The sequence below is a fragment of the Microbacterium sp. BDGP8 genome (assembly GCF_029991045.1).
GTDB lineage: Bacteria > Actinomycetota > Actinomycetes > Actinomycetales > Microbacteriaceae > Microbacterium > Microbacterium plantarum.
The window spans coordinates 1-18,741 of the sequence record NZ_CP120713.1; the positions used below are offsets into that span (position 1 = coordinate 1).

At 67.3% G+C, this 18,741-nt stretch carries 19 protein-coding genes and 1 pseudogene; 6 read left to right on the forward strand and 14 right to left on the reverse strand.

Going from position 1 to position 18,741, the window contains the following annotated elements:
- Positions 1 to 35: 35 nt before the first annotated feature.
- Positions 36 to 206, forward strand: a pseudogene (locus tag P6897_RS15900) (hypothetical protein); the annotation flags it as partial.
- On the opposite strand, the gene P6897_RS15905 reads toward P6897_RS15900, so the two are convergent.
- Positions 200 to 631, reverse strand: coding sequence for an SRPBCC family protein (locus tag P6897_RS15905; protein WP_269268756.1), 432 nt, complete (start codon positions 629 to 631; stop codon positions 200 to 202). The pseudogene P6897_RS15900 and the gene P6897_RS15905 overlap by 7 nt on opposite strands.
- A gap of 54 nt (positions 632 to 685) precedes the next feature.
- On the opposite strand from P6897_RS15905, the gene P6897_RS15910 reads away from it, so the two are divergent.
- Positions 686 to 1,081, forward strand: coding sequence for a Shedu immune nuclease family protein (locus P6897_RS15910; protein WP_282502677.1), 396 nt, complete (start codon positions 686 to 688; stop codon positions 1,079 to 1,081).
- Positions 1,082 to 1,083: 2 nt separating this feature from the next.
- Positions 1,084 to 1,419, forward strand: a complete 336-nt coding sequence (locus tag P6897_RS15915; protein WP_282502653.1) for a hypothetical protein — start codon at positions 1,084 to 1,086, stop codon at positions 1,417 to 1,419.
- Between the two features lie 14 nt (positions 1,420 to 1,433).
- Here the strand turns inward: P6897_RS15915 and P6897_RS15920 are convergent, their stop codons facing one another.
- The 3 genes from P6897_RS15920 to P6897_RS15930 form a co-directional block, all read right to left on the reverse strand.
- Positions 1,434 to 2,543 carry a hypothetical protein gene (locus tag P6897_RS15920; RefSeq protein ID WP_282502654.1) on the reverse strand — a complete coding sequence of 370 codons (1,110 nt, stop codon included), beginning with the start codon at positions 2,541 to 2,543 and terminating at the stop codon, positions 1,434 to 1,436.
- Positions 2,543 to 3,469, reverse strand: a complete 927-nt coding sequence (locus tag P6897_RS15925) for a site-specific DNA-methyltransferase (protein WP_282502655.1) — start codon at positions 3,467 to 3,469, stop codon at positions 2,543 to 2,545. Before P6897_RS15925 ends, P6897_RS15920 begins: the two co-directional genes overlap by 1 nt.
- A gap of 133 nt (positions 3,470 to 3,602) precedes the next feature.
- Positions 3,603 to 4,043 (reverse strand): hypothetical protein, encoded by a 441-nt coding sequence (locus P6897_RS15930; protein WP_282502656.1) that lies wholly within the window; start codon positions 4,041 to 4,043, stop codon positions 3,603 to 3,605.
- 340 nt (positions 4,044 to 4,383) lie between these two features.
- Here P6897_RS15930 and P6897_RS15935 point away from each other — a divergent pair, with 340 nt between their 5' ends.
- Together P6897_RS15935 and P6897_RS15940 are read left to right on the forward strand one after the other, a co-directional pair.
- Entirely contained in the window at positions 4,384 to 4,983 is a 600-nt protein-coding gene (locus P6897_RS15935; protein WP_282502657.1) for a recombinase family protein, read from the forward strand.
- Positions 4,976 to 5,302, forward strand: a complete 327-nt coding sequence (locus P6897_RS15940; RefSeq protein WP_282502658.1) for a hypothetical protein — start codon at positions 4,976 to 4,978, stop codon at positions 5,300 to 5,302. The genes P6897_RS15935 and P6897_RS15940 overlap by 8 nt, the downstream gene beginning before the upstream one ends.
- Positions 5,303 to 5,407: 105 nt before the next feature.
- Here the strand turns inward: P6897_RS15940 and P6897_RS15945 are convergent, their stop codons facing one another.
- The 3 genes from P6897_RS15945 to P6897_RS15955 form a co-directional block, all read right to left on the reverse strand.
- Positions 5,408 to 6,511: a hypothetical protein gene (locus P6897_RS15945; RefSeq protein WP_282502659.1), complete on the reverse strand. Its 1,104-nt coding sequence runs from the start codon at positions 6,509 to 6,511 to the stop codon at positions 5,408 to 5,410.
- Positions 6,508 to 6,876, reverse strand: coding sequence for a hypothetical protein (locus P6897_RS15950; protein ID WP_282502660.1), 369 nt, complete (start codon positions 6,874 to 6,876; stop codon positions 6,508 to 6,510). The genes P6897_RS15945 and P6897_RS15950 overlap by 4 nt, the downstream gene beginning before the upstream one ends.
- 127 nt (positions 6,877 to 7,003) lie before the next feature.
- Entirely contained in the window at positions 7,004 to 7,291 is a 288-nt protein-coding gene (locus P6897_RS15955) for a hypothetical protein (protein ID WP_282502661.1), read from the reverse strand.
- 299 nt (positions 7,292 to 7,590) lie between these two features.
- Here P6897_RS15955 and mobF point away from each other — a divergent pair, with 299 nt between their 5' ends.
- The gene (gene mobF / locus P6897_RS15960) at positions 7,591 to 10,956 is read left to right on the forward strand and encodes a MobF family relaxase (protein ID WP_282502662.1); all 3,366 of its coding nucleotides are present in this window, start codon (positions 7,591 to 7,593) and stop codon (positions 10,954 to 10,956) included.
- Here mobF and P6897_RS15965 read toward each other — a convergent pair.
- The 7 genes from P6897_RS15965 to P6897_RS15995 all read right to left on the reverse strand — a co-directional run bounded on the left by P6897_RS15965 (position 10,953) and on the right by P6897_RS15995 (position 18,732).
- A complete protein-coding gene (locus P6897_RS15965; RefSeq protein ID WP_282502663.1) occupies positions 10,953 to 11,501 on the reverse strand; it encodes a hypothetical protein in 549 nt (182 codons plus the stop codon). The two genes, mobF and P6897_RS15965, sit on opposite strands and share 4 nt — an antisense overlap.
- A gap of 128 nt (positions 11,502 to 11,629) precedes the next feature.
- Positions 11,630 to 11,992 carry a DUF4913 domain-containing protein gene (locus tag P6897_RS15970; protein WP_282502664.1) on the reverse strand — a complete coding sequence of 121 codons (363 nt, stop codon included), beginning with the start codon at positions 11,990 to 11,992 and terminating at the stop codon, positions 11,630 to 11,632.
- Positions 11,982 to 13,703, reverse strand: coding sequence for a type IV secretory system conjugative DNA transfer family protein (locus tag P6897_RS15975; RefSeq protein WP_282502665.1), 1,722 nt, complete (start codon positions 13,701 to 13,703; stop codon positions 11,982 to 11,984). The genes P6897_RS15970 and P6897_RS15975 overlap by 11 nt, the downstream gene beginning before the upstream one ends.
- Positions 13,703 to 15,253 (reverse strand): ATP-binding protein, encoded by a 1,551-nt coding sequence (locus tag P6897_RS15980; protein ID WP_282502666.1) that lies wholly within the window; start codon positions 15,251 to 15,253, stop codon positions 13,703 to 13,705. The genes P6897_RS15975 and P6897_RS15980 overlap by 1 nt, the downstream gene beginning before the upstream one ends.
- Entirely contained in the window at positions 15,250 to 16,770 is a 1,521-nt protein-coding gene (locus tag P6897_RS15985) for an SCO6880 family protein (protein ID WP_348997240.1), read from the reverse strand. Before P6897_RS15985 ends, P6897_RS15980 begins: the two co-directional genes overlap by 4 nt.
- A complete protein-coding gene (locus tag P6897_RS15990) occupies positions 16,760 to 18,043 on the reverse strand; it encodes a hypothetical protein (RefSeq protein ID WP_282502668.1) in 1,284 nt (427 codons plus the stop codon). The genes P6897_RS15985 and P6897_RS15990 overlap by 11 nt, the downstream gene beginning before the upstream one ends.
- Positions 18,043 to 18,732: a hypothetical protein gene (locus tag P6897_RS15995; protein WP_282502669.1), complete on the reverse strand. Its 690-nt coding sequence runs from the start codon at positions 18,730 to 18,732 to the stop codon at positions 18,043 to 18,045. The genes P6897_RS15990 and P6897_RS15995 overlap by 1 nt, the downstream gene beginning before the upstream one ends.
- Positions 18,733 to 18,741 lie beyond the last annotated feature (9 nt).

Here is an 18,741-nt window from a genome sequence, read left to right on the forward strand (position 1 = left end):
TCCTTGCTTGAAGAACGGAACGAAAGCCAGGCCGATTCAAGGAGCAGCGGGTCCGCTACCGTGGCCGCAACGTCGTCGAGCGATGCTTCAACAAGCTCAAGCAGTGGCGCGGGATCGCGATGCGCTCAGACAAGACCGCACGCAACTACCGCGCCGGTCTCTGCCTCGCCGCGACACTCCACTGGCTCACCAGCAGCGTTCACTGAACATCGACGTCGACGTCTTCACCCTCGCTCGTCCGCTTCAATCGTGCCAGGTGGTATCGCCACCCCTCTTCGTGTTCCGCAGGCAAAGAGTGCGGAACACGAGCACGGGAGAATCCTGACTCGGTGAGCGTGACTAAGGTCCCCTGCCCGTGCGCTACGAGCTCTATCACGACGTCGAGAGGATGGTCCCAGCTCTGCTCGGTCCAATCGAATCCGAGAACATGCGGCTCGTCGCATCGCGTGACGCTCCCCGTCGCGCTTACCTGTTGGCCTTCCTCGACCCAGGTTTCGACGAGCGGCGAGCCGACCTCCGCCTCGAAGCGCATCTCGGGCCACCATGCGCCTCGTTCAGTCGTCAGGAATCGCCAGACGACCTCGACGGACGCATCAATGTCCGCAACCACCGTCACCGAACTACGAGTCACACGACCAAGCTATCGCTCCGGCCGAAGCCTTTAGCAACACGCCCTAGCGGCGTCATCCAATCAATGGTGTTCGCGGAAATCAAGCATCACCGAACGGATCTCCTGAAAAGAACGGAGTACCGCCCGGGTGTGTGGCCGATGTCGAAAGACCTAGCAGGAGGTATCAGCCAAGCGCAGGCGACGGTGCACCAAGCGGTCGCCGAGATCGGAGAACGGATCACTAGTCTTGACCGCGATGGGTTCGAAACTGCAGACGCAACTTACCTGCTGCGACCTCGCTCGTTTCTCGTTATCGGAAGGCTGTCGGAGTTCGTCAACGACTCGGGAACCCACCATCCCTCGAAGATCAGGTCCTTCGAGCTCGCCCGCCGCCACCTTCAGGAGCCCGAGGTGATCACCTTCGACGAGCTCCTCGCACGCGCTGAGTGGATTGTCGAGAACTCGGGATAGCAATGACTAACGACCAACAGCCACTCTCTCTCTTTCAAGATGACGACGACACAAGCCAACCAGCAACTACCGCGACCGTCGACCCGATGATGAGCGAGGCAACTCGCGGACAGCTCCGAGAGGCATTCGCGAATCTAGGCATCGTGACCGCGCGCGAGCAGTTCACCGTAGTGGCTGAACTCACCGGTCAGCGGATCACTTCGGTGGGGGAGCTCACACAGCGGCATGCACAAACGCTGTTGCTGAGACTGTCGCGACGCGTCGATGCTTCCGGCGCGCGGGTGACGGGCAACGCCTGGGCCGATCGTACCGAAGAGACGTGGATCGACAAGATGTGACGACCTGCCCGGCTCTATTGGCCTCGCTCTCCCGTGCCGATGAGAGTGGGAAAGGGGCTCACGTCGAGCATGTCGGGGAGAGTGGCGAGGGTGAACACTCGGCCATCGGTGTCGCGTACAACGGGTCCGAGAGTATCGTTCACGCGGGTCCAGCCGAGGCCCGCGAGAACAGCGAGTAGGGGAACGCCGCCGAGCCGTAGCGATTCCGCTCGGAGCCGTTCAAAGCGCAGCGCTTTGTCTCGGGCGGTGCCGCCGTCGTTGACGAGTTTGCACTCGAGGATGGCACGCAGGCTCCCCGAGCTGTCGTACACGACGAAATCGGGTGCCGGGGTGACGTGAAGCTCGAATCGCTCCACGATGTCGCCTTGGTTGTGGCTTCCGGTTCGGATGTGGGGGATACCGTTCTCAATAAATAGCTCCTCAACGGCATCCTCGAGAAGGTTCCCGCGCAGCGTAGACGTGGCGTCAAGGAGTTGCCGGAAGGCGCCGCCGTAGTGACGCTGGTGGAGCAAGGCCTCGTAGGGCACCCCATCTCGAGCGAGCTCGTGCACGCCTTCCCAGCCGCGTTCGGTGTCGTACTTCTCCTGCTTCCGGTGCAGGTCTCCGGGCGGGTCTCCGAAGAGACTGCCGTCCATCACAGCGAGGATCGTCTTTGCGATGAGTCTCGCCTGTTGCGGAGTGACAGCCGTTCCGCTGCGCTCAATGCTGTCAATCTTGCCCTGTGATACAGCCGGAATCTCAAGCGGCTCTGCGACGAGGCTGGTCGACTGTGCGAACTCCTTGCCAGTGAGCCCGAGGATCGTTCTGAACGCCAGAAGGGTCCGGGGGGTTGCGAGAATCGCGTCCGCGAGCGTCTGTTCTGACACGTCGGCGAATGCCGCGGTCGCCGCGCGTGCCGCAGCGTAGGCGCTTTGAAAAGTGGGCAGATCGTAGAACTCCATTGAGTGCACGTACGCGAAGTCCGGCGCCAGGTGAGGAACATACAGCTCGCGCGCGACGGCCGCATAGATCTCCTGGTACTGCGCGCTGCCGTGGTTCTGACTGATGAGACGGATCTGAGCGACGCGCTGATTCCACGTCTCGGTGTCTACGATCCGAGCAACGGTTTCTTCAATACTGGGCATCAGGCCAGCCCGAGCATCTGGCCGGGTACGTCGTTGTCGACGTCGGCCGCGATGCGCCGACGTGCTTCTATGGCGAACTGTTCGTGCAGCTCGATGCCACCGGCGAGGCGTCCATGCCGGCGCGCGACGACTGCAGTTGTGCCCCCGCCTGCGAACGGGTCGATGACGGTTCCGCCGTCCGGCGACATGGCCTTGACGAAAAACTCTGCGAGCCCCTCGGGCATAGCCGCCGTGTGCTTCACGCCCCGGTGCTGGTTGTAGGTCTGGCTGACGGAGACAACGTTGCCGGGGTCGGCGCCACCGTGACGATAGGTGCCCACGCGATCGCGGCCGAAGCCGGCTTCGGTGGTGCGCCGACCGTTCGTGTCCAGCCGACGGCGGGCGATTTCGTGGTCGGTCGTCTTGTATGGGACCCGAATCGCATCGAGGTCGAAGTACGGCTTCGCGCCACGAGCGAAGTGGAACACGTGCTCGAAGGCGTCCTTGGTGCGAGGGCCGAACTTGCCGGGAATCGCGTTGGGCTTCTGCCAGATGTACTCCTCAACCCAGCGCCAGCCCATGTTCTGCAACGCGATCACGAGCTGAAACACGTAGGGGTGCCGCTGCCCGCGCAGAGGACCGTCTTTAGCCACGCGGTTCTTGATATTAATGACCAACGAACCGGTATCCGCGCTTGCGTCATACATAGCCCGCGCGAAAGGCAAGAACCACTCAACATAGCGGTCCGGATGGATGCGACTGTAGGCGCGCTGATCCGCGTAGGGCGGCGAGGTGAAGAACAGGTCTACGCTCTTCGTCGGCAATGCCGGTAGCCACGCAGACGAGTCGCCCCAGGTGACGCCTTCCGCGAGGAGCTGCTGCAGTGCAGCGGCGGGATCAGAGGGCACGGCGGGCATGCCGCTCGGGACAACTTGGAGGTGCACCATCCGAGGGTATCGACTGTGCGCAACAGTCGACGCCGTCCGGCCCGGTGTGCCGATCCCAGCGCTCGCGCCTAGCCGCATCTCTCATGCGCTGAGCCGAGACGGAACCAAGGTTGAGTTCTGTGCAGTACCCCTTTTACTGAGTCGGCAACAGCCCGCGGTCGAGTGCCTGCTGCAGGAGCTCGGCGCGCTCTGCGAAGTTGCCGGCGCCTTCCATGGCGTGATGACCCAGATCCGGCATGGTGTTTGAGATCCCGGCCCTCTCGCCCTCGCCCACGTTGAGCCTGTAGAAGAACGACGCCGCGCCTTGGTAAGCCGCGCGAACCTCTTCATCACTCCCGGGATCGATAATGCTGGCGTCTGGGTCCCAGTGGCCGGCGGCGATCGCAACCTCTTCGAGATAGTCGGCGCGGTTGCTGAGCGCTCGGATGTATCGACGGATGGCGTCGGTAGCTGCGCGGTCACTCTGTCGGCGCTCTCTGCGATCTGCATGGCCGGTCGCGTACCAGGTCGCGCCGAACGCTGTCACAGCGGCGATAACGACGGGGACGAGCACGCCAGTGATAAACCACTCCACTCACATGACAGTAGCTTCCCCGGTCTGCCGATAACGATCGATTCCGGCACGAGCGCCGAGCGCACCGCGGGGATGTCGACACGCCGTGCCGAAACCCTGTGCCGAAACCCTCTTGTCCCGAAACCTCCTATAGACCGTTTTCGGGACAAGCTATAGAATAAATGCATGAAAGAGGGCAGGGCTCAGAAGACTGTGTTGGCGATCGCCGCGGGCTTCGCTGCCGTGATCGGCGCTTTCGTCGTCGTCGCGTACATGTCGACGGCAGTGCAGAGCTTTCCAGGCTGATGGCAGACCGCGCCGAGCAGGAGCGACGAGCACGAGAGCAACAGGAGGCCGAGGGATGACGAACGTCGTCGGCTACGCCCGTGTGTCCAAGCGGGACCAGAACCCCGCCGCCCAGGAGGCCGAGCTGCGCGCGGCCGGCGCTTCTCGAGTATTCGTCGACCAGGGCGAGTCCAGCCGCATCGCAGACCGCCCCCAGTGGCGCGCGTGCCTCGACTATCTCCGCGAGGGCGACACCCTCCTGGTGCGCCGCCTGGACCGTCTTGGGGGGACGGAGCGGATCATCATCGAGACGCTGCACGACCTCGACCGTCGCGGGGTGAACATCAGGAGCCTGACGGAGCCCATGATCGACACCACGACGCCGATGGGTCGCGCCTTGTTCGGCATGGTCGCCGTGTTCGCGCAGCTGCGCGTCGACACGATCCGAGAGAACACGATGCGCGGCCTGGCGCACGCGAAGGCTCAGGGACGGGTCGGTGGACGGCCGCCGAAGATGACTCCGGAGAAAATCGCTCAGGCACGACGCATGCGCGCGGAGAGCCATAGCCTGGACCACATCGCCGCGGTGCTCAGCGTTGGTAAGTCGACCGTCGCCCGCGCGCTAGCGAAGGCCGAGGCTGACGCTGCTGACATGAGGAACAATAGCCATGGTTAACGACACACTCTCGCTCATCATCGCGGCCATCGGCACCGCACTGCTTGGGGCGGGCGCCGTGCTGATCATGTCTCTGCGGGGCGCCGCTGCGCAGACCCGTGCGCAGGCGACTCGTTTCCTCATCGGTGTGGGCTGTGTGCTCCTTGCGTCCTTCTTGTTCCTCTTTTCTTCATTGGTCGGTCGGTCGTCGTGGGGCGCTCTGCAGATCCTCGGGCTCGTGTTGTTGGTCGCCGTGACGGGATTCGCGATCGTCCGCGCGCGGGCCCTCGTTCGGAGCGTGCGCCAGAACGAACAGGCCGACGCTAGCGATCGCAGCTAGTCGAACCGGGCGCCGATCCGCAGCGAGAGCGAGAGCGAGAGCCCCACGCGAGATGTATGCGACCGGTCGGCACCCGAGGGTGCGCGCAGGTTGCAGGGGGAGGGGCTAGGGGGCGACGTTGAGCGTGCCGCTGGTGTACAGGAAGTCGACGTGCTGGTGGTGGCAGGTGTCCCAGAACTGCACGAGCGTGGGCCACGCCAGCGCGGCCGAGGCGCTGCGGCAGTTGTTCTGCCCCACGCGCGTGCCCTTGGGGGCGACACCCGCGAGCAGGTCGAGCAGGGCGAACGTCTCGGGTGTGTTCCCGGTGACGGGCTGACCTCCGAGACTGACGAAGTCCACGGCGTTGCCGCCGCCGTTGATCCAGTGCGCGTTGGTACCGAGGTTGCTCCCGGCACATCGCCGGTTGATGTCTGAGAGGCCCACTGACTCGAAGCGTTGGAGCGCGAGAGTGATCAGCTGCAGAACGGGAAGATCGATCCGGCAGTCCTCGGCGGCCGTGCCGGCGGCCATGTCGCGGATCTGCTTCTCGTATCGCTGTTCCTGGATCGTCAGGGTGCCGTCATCGAGCGCGGCGGCGAGCCCCTGGGCGAGCTCCGCGGCGTCGCCGGACACGCTGCAGCCGGCGGGCACAGAGCCACCGCCAGAGAGCGACCCGAGGTAGGCGGTGATCGCGACCGCGGCGGGGCGCCACTTCACATAGTGGAAGGGGTCAGAGTTGATCTGCACGCGGTTGATGGCGATGGACGGTTCCAGCGCTTCCCACCCCTGGACAGCGGCCAGGCGCTCGAAGAAGCGCGTCGCCGAGGTCGTCGGGTCCATCCGCTCAGCGACGGTCCCCCAAGAGCTTTGCTGCTGGAACAGACCGATGGAGTCGGCGATCGAGCCGTCAGGGTTCACGGCGTTGTCGCCGTAGTTGATGTTCACCAGCGAGGACTCACCGAGCGCTGCTTGCACCCCGAGCGACTGCGCCGCCGGGGGCAGGTTCAGCTGCGCGGCCGCGTTGATAATCGCGGCGGCGTTCGCGAGTTGGTCGCGGCCATAACCCGACACCGAGGCGTCGGCGGGGATCGCGGCCGCATTGACCGGTCCTGCCGAGGGGGTGCAGGCGTTGGCCGGCTCGTTCCCGTCCGAGGTAAGCGCGATGACGAGTCCGAGGATCAGCGCGACGGGCAGGATGATCGTGCCGGCTAGGAGGCCGCTTCGCTTCATTCCGGGGGCGCCATTCTGTCGACCTGCCAGGGGTCAGATTGGTCGGGCCGGGTGACGTACGCGGTGTACGTCCCGGCGTCGGTGGGCACGCTGACGAGGAACGTGAAGACGCCATCACCGGACGCGATCGCGGCGCCCCCGGTGTACGTCGTGCACGGGACCGTCGCCGGGTCCACCGTGTCGTAAGCGGTGACGGCTGCGGGCGTGAGCAGCGGAGACAGTTCGTCCATCCACTGCGCTTTCGCGACACCCGGCCGGCAATACGCGGTCACGGCCTCGATCGCGATCACCACCGCGGCGTCGGGCGCTGCGGGGTCCGGCTCGTGCTCGTGATCTCCCAGCGCCTCGGTCGGGCTCGGGCTCACGGTCGACGACGCAGACGGCGCGGGTGTCGATCGTGTGGGCGACTCACTAGGCGCTGCGTCGGGGGCACACCCCGACAGCATTCCGGCAACCAAGAGGCCGGCGCCGACGAGGGCCGCGGCGTACGTCTTACGAGTAGTCATCGTTCTGCACCGCGGGAGTAGCTGCGGGCTTCGGGCCGCGCGCCTTGCGAGCCCGGGCGGTGGTCGTGTTGGGCACCAGGCCGAGCTTCTTCAACTCGGTTTCGGTCCATCCCGTGCGCAGCGCGTGGGTGCGCGCGCGGGCGACGGCTGCGGTCGCTTCCTGCAGCGCGGCCTGAGCGTCAGCCTCGGCCTGAATCGCTCCCGAGAGCGCTTCGCCCGCGGCGATCTTCTCTTCCACCTGAGCCAGTACAGAGTCGCGAATATTCATCGTCATACCACCAGCCTACGTTCTTCTCATTGAAGTAGCACGTGCCATTTTCGCGGGACGATCCACACACCTCGGGAAGCAGACCCGGCGACAGATCGAGCACCAAGACAAAGGGCTGCCAAGCGATCGAGGAACCAACCTCACAACAGCAGCTTGCGAACACAGATGGTGTGCCAAGTCCGTCAGATCAAGACTCCGTGACAGCAGCTCACGAGATCTGATTGCAGCTCTGTACTCGCTAGTGCTCGAAGAGCTTTCATCAGATGCACGTATGCTACGGGCTTTGCCCATAGTACGCTGGTGCTATGCGCGGCGGGCTGATCTTCTACCGAGGGATCGGGAGCGCTGCGCGTGCGTACCTCGAATCGGACCACTCGCACGCTGACGACTACTACCTGGAACACGGCGCGGCCGTTGCCGAGTGGACCGCGCTAGACAGCAACGGTCAGGTGTTCGACCGGTCCAGCCTCGACGGCGACGCCTATCAGGCGTGGGTCGACTGGCAAGACCCGCTCACCCTCGCCAAGCGCGGGAACCCGCGTGACGAGGTGCGGCTGTCCAAGGACGGCGAGGTAGTCGTCCGACCGTCCTCACCTCGGTTCGTTGAAATGACGGTCAACTGCGACAAGTCGCTGTCGGTTGCCGCCGCGATGTTCCCGGAGGTCTCCGCCGCACTCGACGCCGCGCAGGCGCAGGCTGTCGAGGCAATGGGCGGGTACATGGCGCAGAACTCCGTCACCCGTGTAGGCGCGCGAGGCGCGCAACGGTTCGTGCCCGTCGAGCGGCTGGAGCAGGTGGCGGTAGTGCACCGCACCTCCCGCGCGGGCGACCCGCACCGGCACGTTCATGTCCAGTGGAACACTCGCGTTTACGCCGAGGGTCAGTGGCGCGGGCTGCACACTGCGGCGACGCTGCGCCAGCAGGCGGCGCTGCGCGGCGTCGGTGAGGCTGCGATCAACTCGAACGCTGAGTTGCGGGATGCACTCGCGCGTGTGGGCCTCACGTTCGACGCCGCGACCGGCAAGGTGACGAACCTCGAAGAGCACGCGCGTGTGCTCTCCAAGCGGGCCGATCAGATCAACCGTCACGCCGCCCGGTTCGAGGCCGAGTGGCGTGCTGCGCACCCCGGCCAGGAGCCTGATCGGGCGCTGCGCCTGCGCTGGGATCAGCAGGCGTGGGCGCTCGACCGGCCGCAGAAGGCGAACGCCAACATGGCGTCCGAGGCGGTGTGGCTGCAGGAGATGAAGGACGCCGGCCTGCAGGTCGACGGGTTCGCACCGACCGCGCCCGCACAGCGCGTCACGGTGGGCACGCTGACGGCGGACGAGTTGACTGCCGAGGTGCTGTCCGCCGCTGAGGCGCGCAGTTCGGCGTGGTCGATCGCGGACCTTGAAGGGCACGTCGGGTTGGCCGTTGCCGCGCGCAACATCGAGTCCGACGCGGAGTCGATCAACACGTTCGTACGAGACGCTGCACAGCAGATCGCCCGCCAGCTGCCGACGCTGGAAGTGGAGATCTCCGGGGAGATTCCGCAGTGGGTCCGCAACATCACCAGTGACCGTGTGCTGCACGTCGAGCGGACGCTACGCGACCGGTTCACGACGCGCGGCCTGCAGTCGGGCCTGGTGTTCCCGGGCGAGACAATCGGCACCCTCAACGAGCAGCAGAGCGACGCCGCACGAGCGATCGCCAGCCGTGCACCGCTTGTCGTCATCGAGGGCGCGGCGGGGTCGGGAAAGACGACAATGCTCGGCGCCGCGTGCGAGCTTGCCGCCACCGACGACTACCGTCTGTTGATCGTCGCGCCGACCCTCCGGGCCGCAGCCGAGGCGGCGTCCTCAACGGGCGCCGCAGCGTCCAGCGCCCACAAGCTCGCGCACGAATACGGCTTCCGCTGGAGCGACGCCGGCGCCTGGTCGCGGCTCGCAGTGGGTGAAGCAGACCCGGCGACGGGCGCCATTTACGAAGGCCCCAGCGCCGAGTTCGCGGTCGACCAGGACACCCGTATCGTCATCGACGAGGCCGGGATGATCGACCAGGATCTCGCGTACGCGGTGACGACGATCGCGGACGAAACCGGCGCCGGTATCGGCCTCATCGGCGACCGTGCCCAGCTGCCGGCAGTCGGTCGAGGCGGCGTTCTCGATATGGCCGTGGCCGCGCACCCCCGCCCCCTCGACATGTCGGAGGTGCACCGGTTCCGGCAGCCCGAGTACGCCGCCATCAGTCTCCGCATGCGCGATCGCGTCGACCCAGGCGACACCTTCGACCAGCTGGCCGCCGCAGGCCACATCGTCCTGCACGGCAGTGACCAAGAAGTGGTCGCAGCGATCGGCGCCGACGTCGTGGCCAAAGCCGAGGCGGGCGCGACGATCGCGGTCGCGGTGCCCTCCAACGAGGCCGCGACGGAGATCAACGCGATCGTTCAGGACGCCCGTGCACGGGCGGGACACACCCGGACCCCGCGCACCGAGGTCGCCGGCATGGACGGGCTCAGCATCCGCCCCGGCGACAGGCTGATGACCCGCCGCAACGACCGTGACCTTGGGGTCGCTAACCGCGACGTGTGGGACGTCGCCCGCGTGCACCCCGACGCTTCGGTCACCGTGAAGAACGGCGCGAACAGCGTGCGCCTGCCGGCCGAGTACGTCCAGGAGCACACGCACCTTGCGTACGCGACGACCGAGTACGGAGTGCAGGGCGCGACGGTCGACTACGCCCACGGGGTTGTCACCGAGTCGTCGTCCGCGCAGGCGCTGTACGTGGCCGCGACCCGCGGCCGCGAGAACAACTCGCTCCACATCGTTGCCGCCGACCTGGACGAGGCGCGCGGCGTGTTCGTCGACGCGATGGGCCGGCAATCCGGCGACCGCGGCGTGGAGGCGGCGCGTGAGGCGATCCGCCGCGACCTCGACGGGATCGTGCTGCCGCAGGGCGGCGAGGACGAGAATGTGCAGCTGCCGGCAGAGGAGGCGAAGGTGGCCACGATCGACGAGCCGCAGGGGCGTTCCATCACCGAAGAACGCATCGCAGCCGAGGAACGGTTGTTCGCCGTGCAGCTGCGCGAGTACCAGGCGACCCGTGCCGCGTGGGAACGCCGGCACCCCGGAGAGAACCCCGACGAGTACCGTCAGGCCGTGCGTGCGGCCGAGAGGGCTGCAGCTGCCGCGACGTCGGCGCGCGAGGACGCCGAACGGGCGGCCGAGAGAGCAGCTGTCGAAGCTGGCGAGTCGACCTGGCGTCGCGACTACGACCAGGTGCAGCAGGCCGCGACCGCGGCCGAGGAAGCGGGTCCGTTCCGACGCCGCGGCGCGCAGCAGGACCACGATGCCGCTGTGCGTTCCTTCACCGACCGCCACCAGGCCGCTCCGGCCCCCACACCGCCGCGTGAGCTCGTCGATGGCTGGGCGCGCTCCGCGACCCGGCCCGGGGCAAACGAGAGCGTGGACCGTGCTCGTCGACGCGAGGAAGAGACGCGCGATCGCGCGGCCGCGTTGAAGGCCGACCCGGCGCCGACCAACGCGCCCACGCGGCCCACACGGGGCACGCCGGAGCAGGAGGCCGCGAAGGACGCCGCGTACCGTCGACGCCAGGAGAGCACGCAGCGGCAGCAGCGCACGCAGACCGCGACCGCGGCCGTGCGGAACCGCCAGCGCGGCCCGCGGCTCTAAGCCGCCGCAGTTCCGCTCGAGCGGTTCTTCGCGCTCACGATCAGGGATCTGAGTTCAGCGTCCGTCAGGCCCTTCCGCCTCCACACCCGCAGATTATTCGCGAAATCCCGTGCCCAGGTGTTCAACGGGGCACCCGCTTCGACCATGGCGTTCACGTCAGCCTCACTACGAGGAGGGTCAGGAACGAGATAGAGGCGGCGCATCGACTCTTGCGCCTCCCCGTTGCCGGCGACACGTTCGGCCTCGAACCACTCACCGAGAAGGTCGTCGGTTCGCTCGGGCGTGACCGACGCCAGAAGCGTGAGCCCCACTCGAAGCTCCCGGAACGGTCCCGAGGCAAGCTCAGCGCGGAGGTTGATGGTGTTCAAGGTCGCGAGGGCGACGAGCGTGCGCACAAACGCCGCATCTATGCGCTCATCTGCGCGCGCGGCCGCGGCAGCTTTGCGTTCCGACCTCGCAAGGCCGACTGCGACCACAGTCGAGATGATGATCGCTGCGCTAGGCAGGGCGACGTCGGCAACGATCTGCAGAGGTCCGGGTTCCATGCACACACCGTAGGGCGCTGGCCCTGACTCGTGCCGGGTTGTGGCCCGATCGCGTGTGACGCGGCGGGCGCCGGCCCCTCGCACGAGAACAGCCCCGGCGCTTTCGCACCGGGGCTGTTGCGGGGTTCTTATGCGGAGCCCCCTCGCGTCTCTCTGCTCACGTCGAGGCGTCCACGCGGCTTGTGTCCGTACCCGCACTCTCGGAAAGAGCCCCGATGCTGGTCGATCAGCAGCGGCAGGTGGTAGTCCAGGACGTCGCGGAGGAACGCGTGCAGCGCCGGCACAGCGCCGCCCTCCGCCGACGCCAGCATGAGGTTCCACTCCTCGCGGATCGCGGCCAGGCGGTGCACGGCGTCGGGGTGCTCGACCCACTGCGGACACCAACGAGTGTCCGCGCCCCCCGCGGGTGCGAGGAAGTCCAGCAACGTGCCGTCGACGAACGCGACGAGTTCGGCGCTCGGTTCGGTCAGAGGCAGATCGTCAGCGTTCAACTTCGACTCCTGTGCTCGTGCTCGCGGTGCGGTGCACCTGCACGGGGGCTTGGTTGCCCCCGTTGATCAGACGTCGCATCTGCTTGTCCTTGAACCACGGAACCGACTTCACCAGCACCGGCCGGCATCCCGAAGCGAGCACCACCATGCGGCCCAGGGACAGCGACGCGAGGTCGGCAATCGACATGATCCGATCCGAGGATCGGGTCCGGTTCACGTTCCGCTGACCGTTCTGATGGTTCGTGGTCGTCTCGGTGTACTCGTAGTCACCGATCCGCTCGGAGAGGTCGCGCAGGAAGCCGTTGGAGGCGTTACCGCCACCGAAGACCTGGATCGTCGACGCGCCCCACAGCTGCGCGAACCCGCGCGGGCTCCACACCTGTTCGCCCTGCTCCTGGCTCTGCAGGATCGTCGTCACGACGATGCCCCGCGAGCCGTAGTGGGTGTACTTGGCCGGCAGATCGGGGATACGGCAGATGTTGCCGGCCTCATCGAGCACGGCCATGAACGGCACCGGTCGACGGCCGGACGGCTCGCGCTTGGCGTCGTTCTCGGCCGCGGTGAGCACCGCGCGGGTGAGTGCGGCCACGAGAGGGCCGGCGGATGCCGGCCCTTCCTCGCTGAGCAGGTAGAGCGTGTCTGCCGGCGCCGCGGAGAACTCCTCGGGCTTGAACTCAGGGAGGCCGGCTGTTGGCGTCACACAGGCGCGCAGCGCCTCCGAGGCCAGGAACCGCATCACACCCTGCGCGAACCCGTAAACGCCTGAGCGGGTCTCTTCCACGAGCGCCTGCGTCGACTCGATGTCATCGGCGAGCGACGGGTACCGCTCCTGCAGCACCCGTGCGGGCATTGGGTTGTCGGGCCGGCTCAGCCAGTCGAACACCACCGGCAGGTGGTTGCCGTTCACCGCGGCCGCGAACAGATAGTTGGCCACCAGGTCGCGCCCGCTCTTGGCGAAAAAGTCGTCCTTCTTCTCGGCGTCATACGACGCTGCAGCGAACACGTCGGCGAGCACAGCGGCGTCTTCGATCGTGCGGACGGTCGCGAGGGGGTTCCACCAGCACCGGTTGTCCGTGTGCGCTGCAGCAAGCCCCTGAGGGTCGAACAGCGACACCCGGCCCATTGTGGCCCGGTGCCCCGCGGTGATCATCAGATCGGGCTTGTTCCCCGTCACCAGGAGCGACCCGGGGGCCTCGACGATGGCGGGGATGACGATCGACACCGACTTGTTGCGGCGCGGACCGGCAATGACGGTGATGGTGTCCTCATACGACGCGCGCAGCGCCGTGAGGCCTACCACCGCGTATCCGACCAGGACGCCACGGAACCGGCGCGCGTCCAGGCCCATCCGCTTGTGCTTCTTGTCCAGAGCCCCGGGCAGCAGCGGCGCGATCGAGCGCCCTTTGCCCATGTACGGGGCTGCACGGTCGGCCGGCGACCGGTCGCGCGAGGCCCGCACGGCGAGCACCACGGCGAGGACGATGACCGCCAGGACCACCACGGCGACCGCGATCGCCGCGGCCGTGTGAGTGGCCGTCCACGGCTCGCGGCCCATCACCCCGGCGACAGGGTTGACGAACTCAACCCGCCCGGTGCTCATCCACCGCGCGATTGTCCACACCGACGCAGCCCCAATTGCCGCGAACAGGGCGATCAGGACGGCAACGGCGGTGCCCGTGCCGGGGCCGGTGTTGCGGGTGACAGCGGACATCAGCTGGCCCGCCTCGTCATGGTCGTTTCGCTCTGCTTGCGGAACCGCTCATCGGTGATGTGCAGACCCTTCTGCGTGGGCGTCTGCACCATCTGAACCGGCACACCGGGCCGGCCCTCAACCTTGAACAGCACCTTTCCCGCCCCCGGAGGCGCCGCCTGCCGGCCATCGGCCATCGGCCGGCTGCGCCACGTCTTCGCAGCGTTGAAACCGGACACCAGGCGGATCTCTTCGACCGTCAGCGGCTTCACCTCGCCGAGGGCTTGGAGATCCTCGCCGGTCAGTGCCAGCAGCGCGAGCACGCCCGAGCGCTCGGCGAGTCCGCGAGCCTTCATGCGGTCATCTTCATCGCGGAGAGAGAGCATGTCCTTCGGCGAATGCGTGATCTTCATCTCTGCCGTTCCCACCGACCGGTTGGACCGCGACAGCGCGTCCACCCGGTCAACGATTCCGGGCGTCGACCGCATCGGGTACCAGAACTCATCCATCAGCGTCGTGAAGCCGGTCCAAGTCACCTTCGGGGTGTAGATCTCCCCCGCGTCCGCTGCCTCCGCCGCGATCCGCTGCTCGTACTGCGCGAGCTCCCAGTGGGCATCGATCGTATCCATGCCCATCGACCACGACATCAGCATGGCCGTCGACAGCAGCTTGGTCGCTGTGGCCGGGATCGAGGACGTGTCGAAGCAGAACCCGCCGCGGTTGCCCGGGTCGATCTCGATCGACTCCGTGCCGCCGAGCAGTCGACCCAGCTCACCGCCGAGCATCGCGCGCAGCGACTCCCCCAGCCGCTCGAACCGGCGGCGGAAGGACGTCGCGTCCTCCTGCCCGGACACGGCGAGAACCCGCGCAGAGGGGGCATAGAACAGCGCCGACAGGTCGCTGGTGACCGGCCGGGGGTTGCGGGCGAGAATATCCGTCACCATTGCCTCGATCACCGCGTCGTCGATGTCATCGAGCGGCACGCCGCGGCTGACCCGTAGCGCCGCCTGTGCCTGCTGGACGACCTTCCACGTCGCCAGGCGGTTCACTTCCTCGCCGGCCTGGCCTCCGATGATGTCTGCCGCTCGCCCCAACGGGCCGCGCGACAGCAGGTTCAGCTGGTGCCGCGCGGTGGGGCCGAACTCGAACACCTTTCCGCCGGCCTGTTCAACAAGCGGGGTGTGCTCGCCCTTCTTCAAGGGGTTGAACACCGCCGGCACCATGCCGCGGGCCATCATCCCCAGCTGGATCGTCTGCGCCGTGGAGCTCTTGCCCACGCCGTTGATCCCGAACATGAACATCGACGGCGACGAGATCACACCCTCCATGTACAGCGAGTGGTGATCCATCGCCACGGCCGTTCCCGTCAGCAGGTCGCGACCGAGCGGAACCCCCGAGACGGGGCGGGCGGTGCCGGTCACGAACGGGTAGATCCCGCACGCCTGCACCGACGACGAGTACCACAGCGGGGCTTTTGGTACCCGGTTCCACCGTCCCCCGCCGGCACCGAGGAACCCCATCCGGGTCAGGGTGCGCGGCCGCGCGCGCATCCAGGCTGCTTGACGGCTCATGCGACCTTCCCCATCACTTTCTCGATCTGCGTCTCGTAGAGCCACGGGAGGATTCCCAGCGGCAACGTCGTGTGGAACGCCGGGCCCGCGTCGTGCTCGCAGAACCGGTACGTCAGCGACGACGCCTCGAGAAGCGATTTCAGCTTCAACGTCGCCTCCCGGTACGACCGGGTGTCGGGCTCGAACGTCACCGTGACCGCCATTCCGAACCGCGTGATCGCGGCCCCGGAGGTCACTTCCTGTTCGAGCTTCGCGGCGTGCTGCACCACGCGGTCGTCGCGCTCTGTGCGCCGCGCTTTCGCGCTGGCAACCGTCGATGCCGTCGCCCCCATCTGCTCGACGAGAGCGGTGCTCTTCGCGGCCGACACGGGGCGGTAGAAGGTCACGACGCGCTTGCGGAGGAACCGCTCCGACGGGCGGAACAGCGGCGCCAACGTCTCTTCCGTGATGTGCAGGCGCGGCGGCGCCAGCACCAGAGCCGTCATCGACGCCACCTCGTCGTGCAGGCAAACCCGCCGGTTGGAGTCGTCGAAGTAATCGGGGCCGGCCTCAGTCACCCGCAGAGCGTTGTGGTGGCCGCGTAGCTCATCGCTCGCGATCTCCGTCGACCGCTCAGGGCTGTACGCCACTCGCACCGCGTCGGCGATCATCCCGCTCGTGGCCGTCACGACCGCACCGCCGCCCGCGTCCCGCAGCGCGTCGACGTGGTACGGCAGTTTGGACGCCACCTCGGCCACCGCATCCTCAACGCCCCCGGCGAGGGCCGGGACCGACCAGGAGATAGTCACCCAGGTCGACAGTTCGGCGTAGCGTTCCGGGAGCCGCTGAGCGGCCTCCATCATCGCCTGCCGCGCCACCGCGGGCGCTTGCGGGTCGATGTCGGAGGCGATCTTCTGCACCAGCGGTTCCGAGGACCGCAGCGCCGAATCAACAATCGTCACCGCTCCGGCAATCGCGGAGTCCCGCGACAGCGACGCGATGACGTTGCCGTACCAGGCAATGTCCTGGTCGATCTTCGCCCGCTGCTGCAGGTCCGTGCCCTCGGGGTTGCAGGCAAACACCGCCGTCACCGTCTGCACGTTCGGGTCGAACAAGAGCGTGAAGGGGTCGCCGCGGCCGTCCGTGCCGTCGATCTCCCGCAGGTTCCCCAGCAGCCCCGGCAGGCCGGTGAGGTTATCCGCCGGCAGGTTCGAGAACAGGCCCGAGTTGAACCGGGCCTCGCCGCGGTCCACCCGTCGAACTCCCGAGAGCGCGGTCGACAAGCGGGACGCGATCGTCTCCCCCGTCGCGTCTCCCCCGAACCGCAGGACGAACACCAGTTCGAACACCAACGCGGCGCTGATGACGATGAGGCCGGCGCCGAAGGCTCCGCGCGTGAAGAACAGCACCATCAGAATCAGCGCCGTCAGGAGGATGCCCCAGCCCACCACCGTCAGCCCGCCGAGGGTCGCTTTACGAACCGGTATCCAGTTCCCGAACCGCGTCCGTTCGGTCGGGGTGATCTGCTCAGTGCTCATTGAAAGTGTCCTCCACAGTCGTCGTACTGCCCTGAGGCAGCGACCTTGCTACGTCACGCGCCGCGTCCCAGCCGCGGCCAGAACCGGACCCGCCGGCACCGCCCGATGCGGCATCCCAGCCGCCTGCAGCTGATCCGCTGGCAGTGCTCGTCCCGCTCGCGCCGGTCGGCGCTGCAGCGCCGCTTCCAGCCGTGCCCGCACCCGCCGCGCCGCCACCGCCGGCCGCGCTCGCGCTTCCCGCTGCGCCGCCAGCGGCAGCCGCACCACCACCCGCGGCCACGGTGCCGCCGCCTGCAGCTGCTCCCCCGCCCGCTGCGGCCGCGGCACCGCCGCCGGCTACGACGGGCGCAGCGGCGCCGCCCGTGGCTACGACAGCCCCCGCGGCGACACCCGCGGTCATCATCGCGCCGCCAGCGCGCATCATCATCGACCCGGCGCTCGCGCTTCCCAGCGCCGCGGCTGCCGGCATCACGAGCTTCACCAGTGCCGGGAGCGCGAACAACGCCAGCAGGAAGATCGCCATGCCGATCATCACGCCCGCGAGGCCATCGGCCCCTTGGCGCAGACGGATCGACATGCCGTACAACGCCGCAGCCAGCGGCGAGTACAGCAGGAACGCGATCAGCCACCCAGTCGTCTGGGTGAACATCTTCTCGTGACGCTCAAACATCGCGCCCGAGGCCGCGACCGGCCAGAACGGCACGAGCACCGTCAGTGCCACGGCCCGCAGGATCATGATCAGCCATTGGATGCCGACCACGATCAGCCCGAAAACGCCGAAAATCATCGCCATGGCGATGTTGCCGCCGAACGTCGCAACGTCGCCCACCAAGTTGGGGGTGGTGCCGCCGCTCGCGGTGTCGAGGATCCACCGGGCCAGCGAGTTCGATCCCAGCAGCATGATCTGGAAGAACGCCGTTCCCACGACCGTCACGAGGATTGCGCGCAGCAGCTTCTTGGCCGCGTCAGCCGCGGGCTCGCCGCGTGCAAGCAGCATCGTCCGGATACCCGCGACCATCAGACCGATCGCGAGCAGCACCGCCTGAATCGGCCCCGCCACCGCCGCGAACCACTCCGACGTCGCGCCACCGATCACAGCCTCCGGGGGTGACTGGATCCAGGACGTGAAGAACCCGTTCCACAGATCGTTCGCGCCCCGGTAAAGCTCCTGAGTGAACTTCTCCATCTGCGAGCCGATAAGCCCGCCGATGGCCTGCGGCACACACTCCCCACCGTTGAAGATGAAATCTCCCGCACCGGAGCACTCAGCCATTACCCGACCCACCTAACGAAGTCGTCAGACGTGACGTCGATCGGGCTGCCCGAGCTGCCGTCATCCTTCGGCCGCATCTTCCAGTCGTCGTCCTCCCACACGACCGTCATCGGGAAGCCGGCGTAACCAGTCGCGTTGCGCGACGTCGTGACCACGACGTACAGAGAAACGCGGTCCTCGGTGTACTCGTCGATGCGGTAGCCGGCGAACGTCATTCCTGCGGACGCCCAGCTTTCGGTCGCACCCTCATTCGAGGCCGGCGCCGTGCGCAGAACCTCGCTCTTACCCGGCGATTCCACCGTGTAGAAGTCCAGCGCGTCCACGGGAGCGCCCGAGCCGACCATCGCCTCTGCGTAGAACGTGGCCGCGAACAGTCCCGCACCCGCAGGCGACCGCTCGAAGCACGCCGGATATCCGTCACGCTCCTTCGTTGGGCCGACCGATGATGACACCGGCCAGGTGAACCCTCGCGCGGCCTCCCACGCGAGATCAGCCGGCGGACTTACCTCGTCCGATTCGCCGACTTGGCAGTACCCGCCGTCGACGCCTTCGGCACTCGTGGGTGACGCGGACGGCGTTCCGCCCGCGTCGTCGCCACCGCGGGGCGCGGTGAGGAGGAGGACGGCCACGATGAGGCTGGCGACTGCCACGATGGCAACCACCAGCCCGATCCATGCGTTCTTCTTCACCGTCGAGCT

Coding starts and splice junctions, on each gene's coding strand:
- P6897_RS15975 (WP_282502665.1), bottom strand. CDS start 13,703: ATGTCCGCTGTCACCCGCAACACCGGCCCCGGCACGGGCACCGCCGTT.
- P6897_RS15945 (WP_282502659.1), bottom strand. CDS start 6,511: ATGAAGCGAAGCGGCCTCCTAGCCGGCACGATCATCCTGCCCGTCGCG.
- mobF (WP_282502662.1), top strand. CDS start 7,591: ATGCGCGGCGGGCTGATCTTCTACCGAGGGATCGGGAGCGCTGCGCGT.
- P6897_RS15985 (WP_348997240.1), bottom strand. CDS start 16,770: ATGAGCACTGAGCAGATCACCCCGACCGAACGGACGCGGTTCGGGAAC.
- P6897_RS15935 (WP_282502657.1), top strand. CDS start 4,384: ATGACGAACGTCGTCGGCTACGCCCGTGTGTCCAAGCGGGACCAGAAC.
- P6897_RS15955 (WP_282502661.1), bottom strand. CDS start 7,291: ATGACGATGAATATTCGCGACTCTGTACTGGCTCAGGTGGAAGAGAAG.
- P6897_RS15940 (WP_282502658.1), top strand. CDS start 4,976: ATGGTTAACGACACACTCTCGCTCATCATCGCGGCCATCGGCACCGCA.
- P6897_RS15915 (WP_282502653.1), top strand. CDS start 1,084: ATGACTAACGACCAACAGCCACTCTCTCTCTTTCAAGATGACGACGAC.
- P6897_RS15990 (WP_282502668.1), bottom strand. CDS start 18,043: ATGGCTGAGTGCTCCGGTGCGGGAGATTTCATCTTCAACGGTGGGGAG.
- P6897_RS15965 (WP_282502663.1), bottom strand. CDS start 11,501: ATGGAACCCGGACCTCTGCAGATCGTTGCCGACGTCGCCCTGCCTAGC.
- P6897_RS15925 (WP_282502655.1), bottom strand. CDS start 3,469: ATGGTGCACCTCCAAGTTGTCCCGAGCGGCATGCCCGCCGTGCCCTCT.
- P6897_RS15980 (WP_282502666.1), bottom strand. CDS start 15,253: ATGAGCCGTCAAGCAGCCTGGATGCGCGCGCGGCCGCGCACCCTGACC.
- P6897_RS15920 (WP_282502654.1), bottom strand. CDS start 2,543: ATGCCCAGTATTGAAGAAACCGTTGCTCGGATCGTAGACACCGAGACG.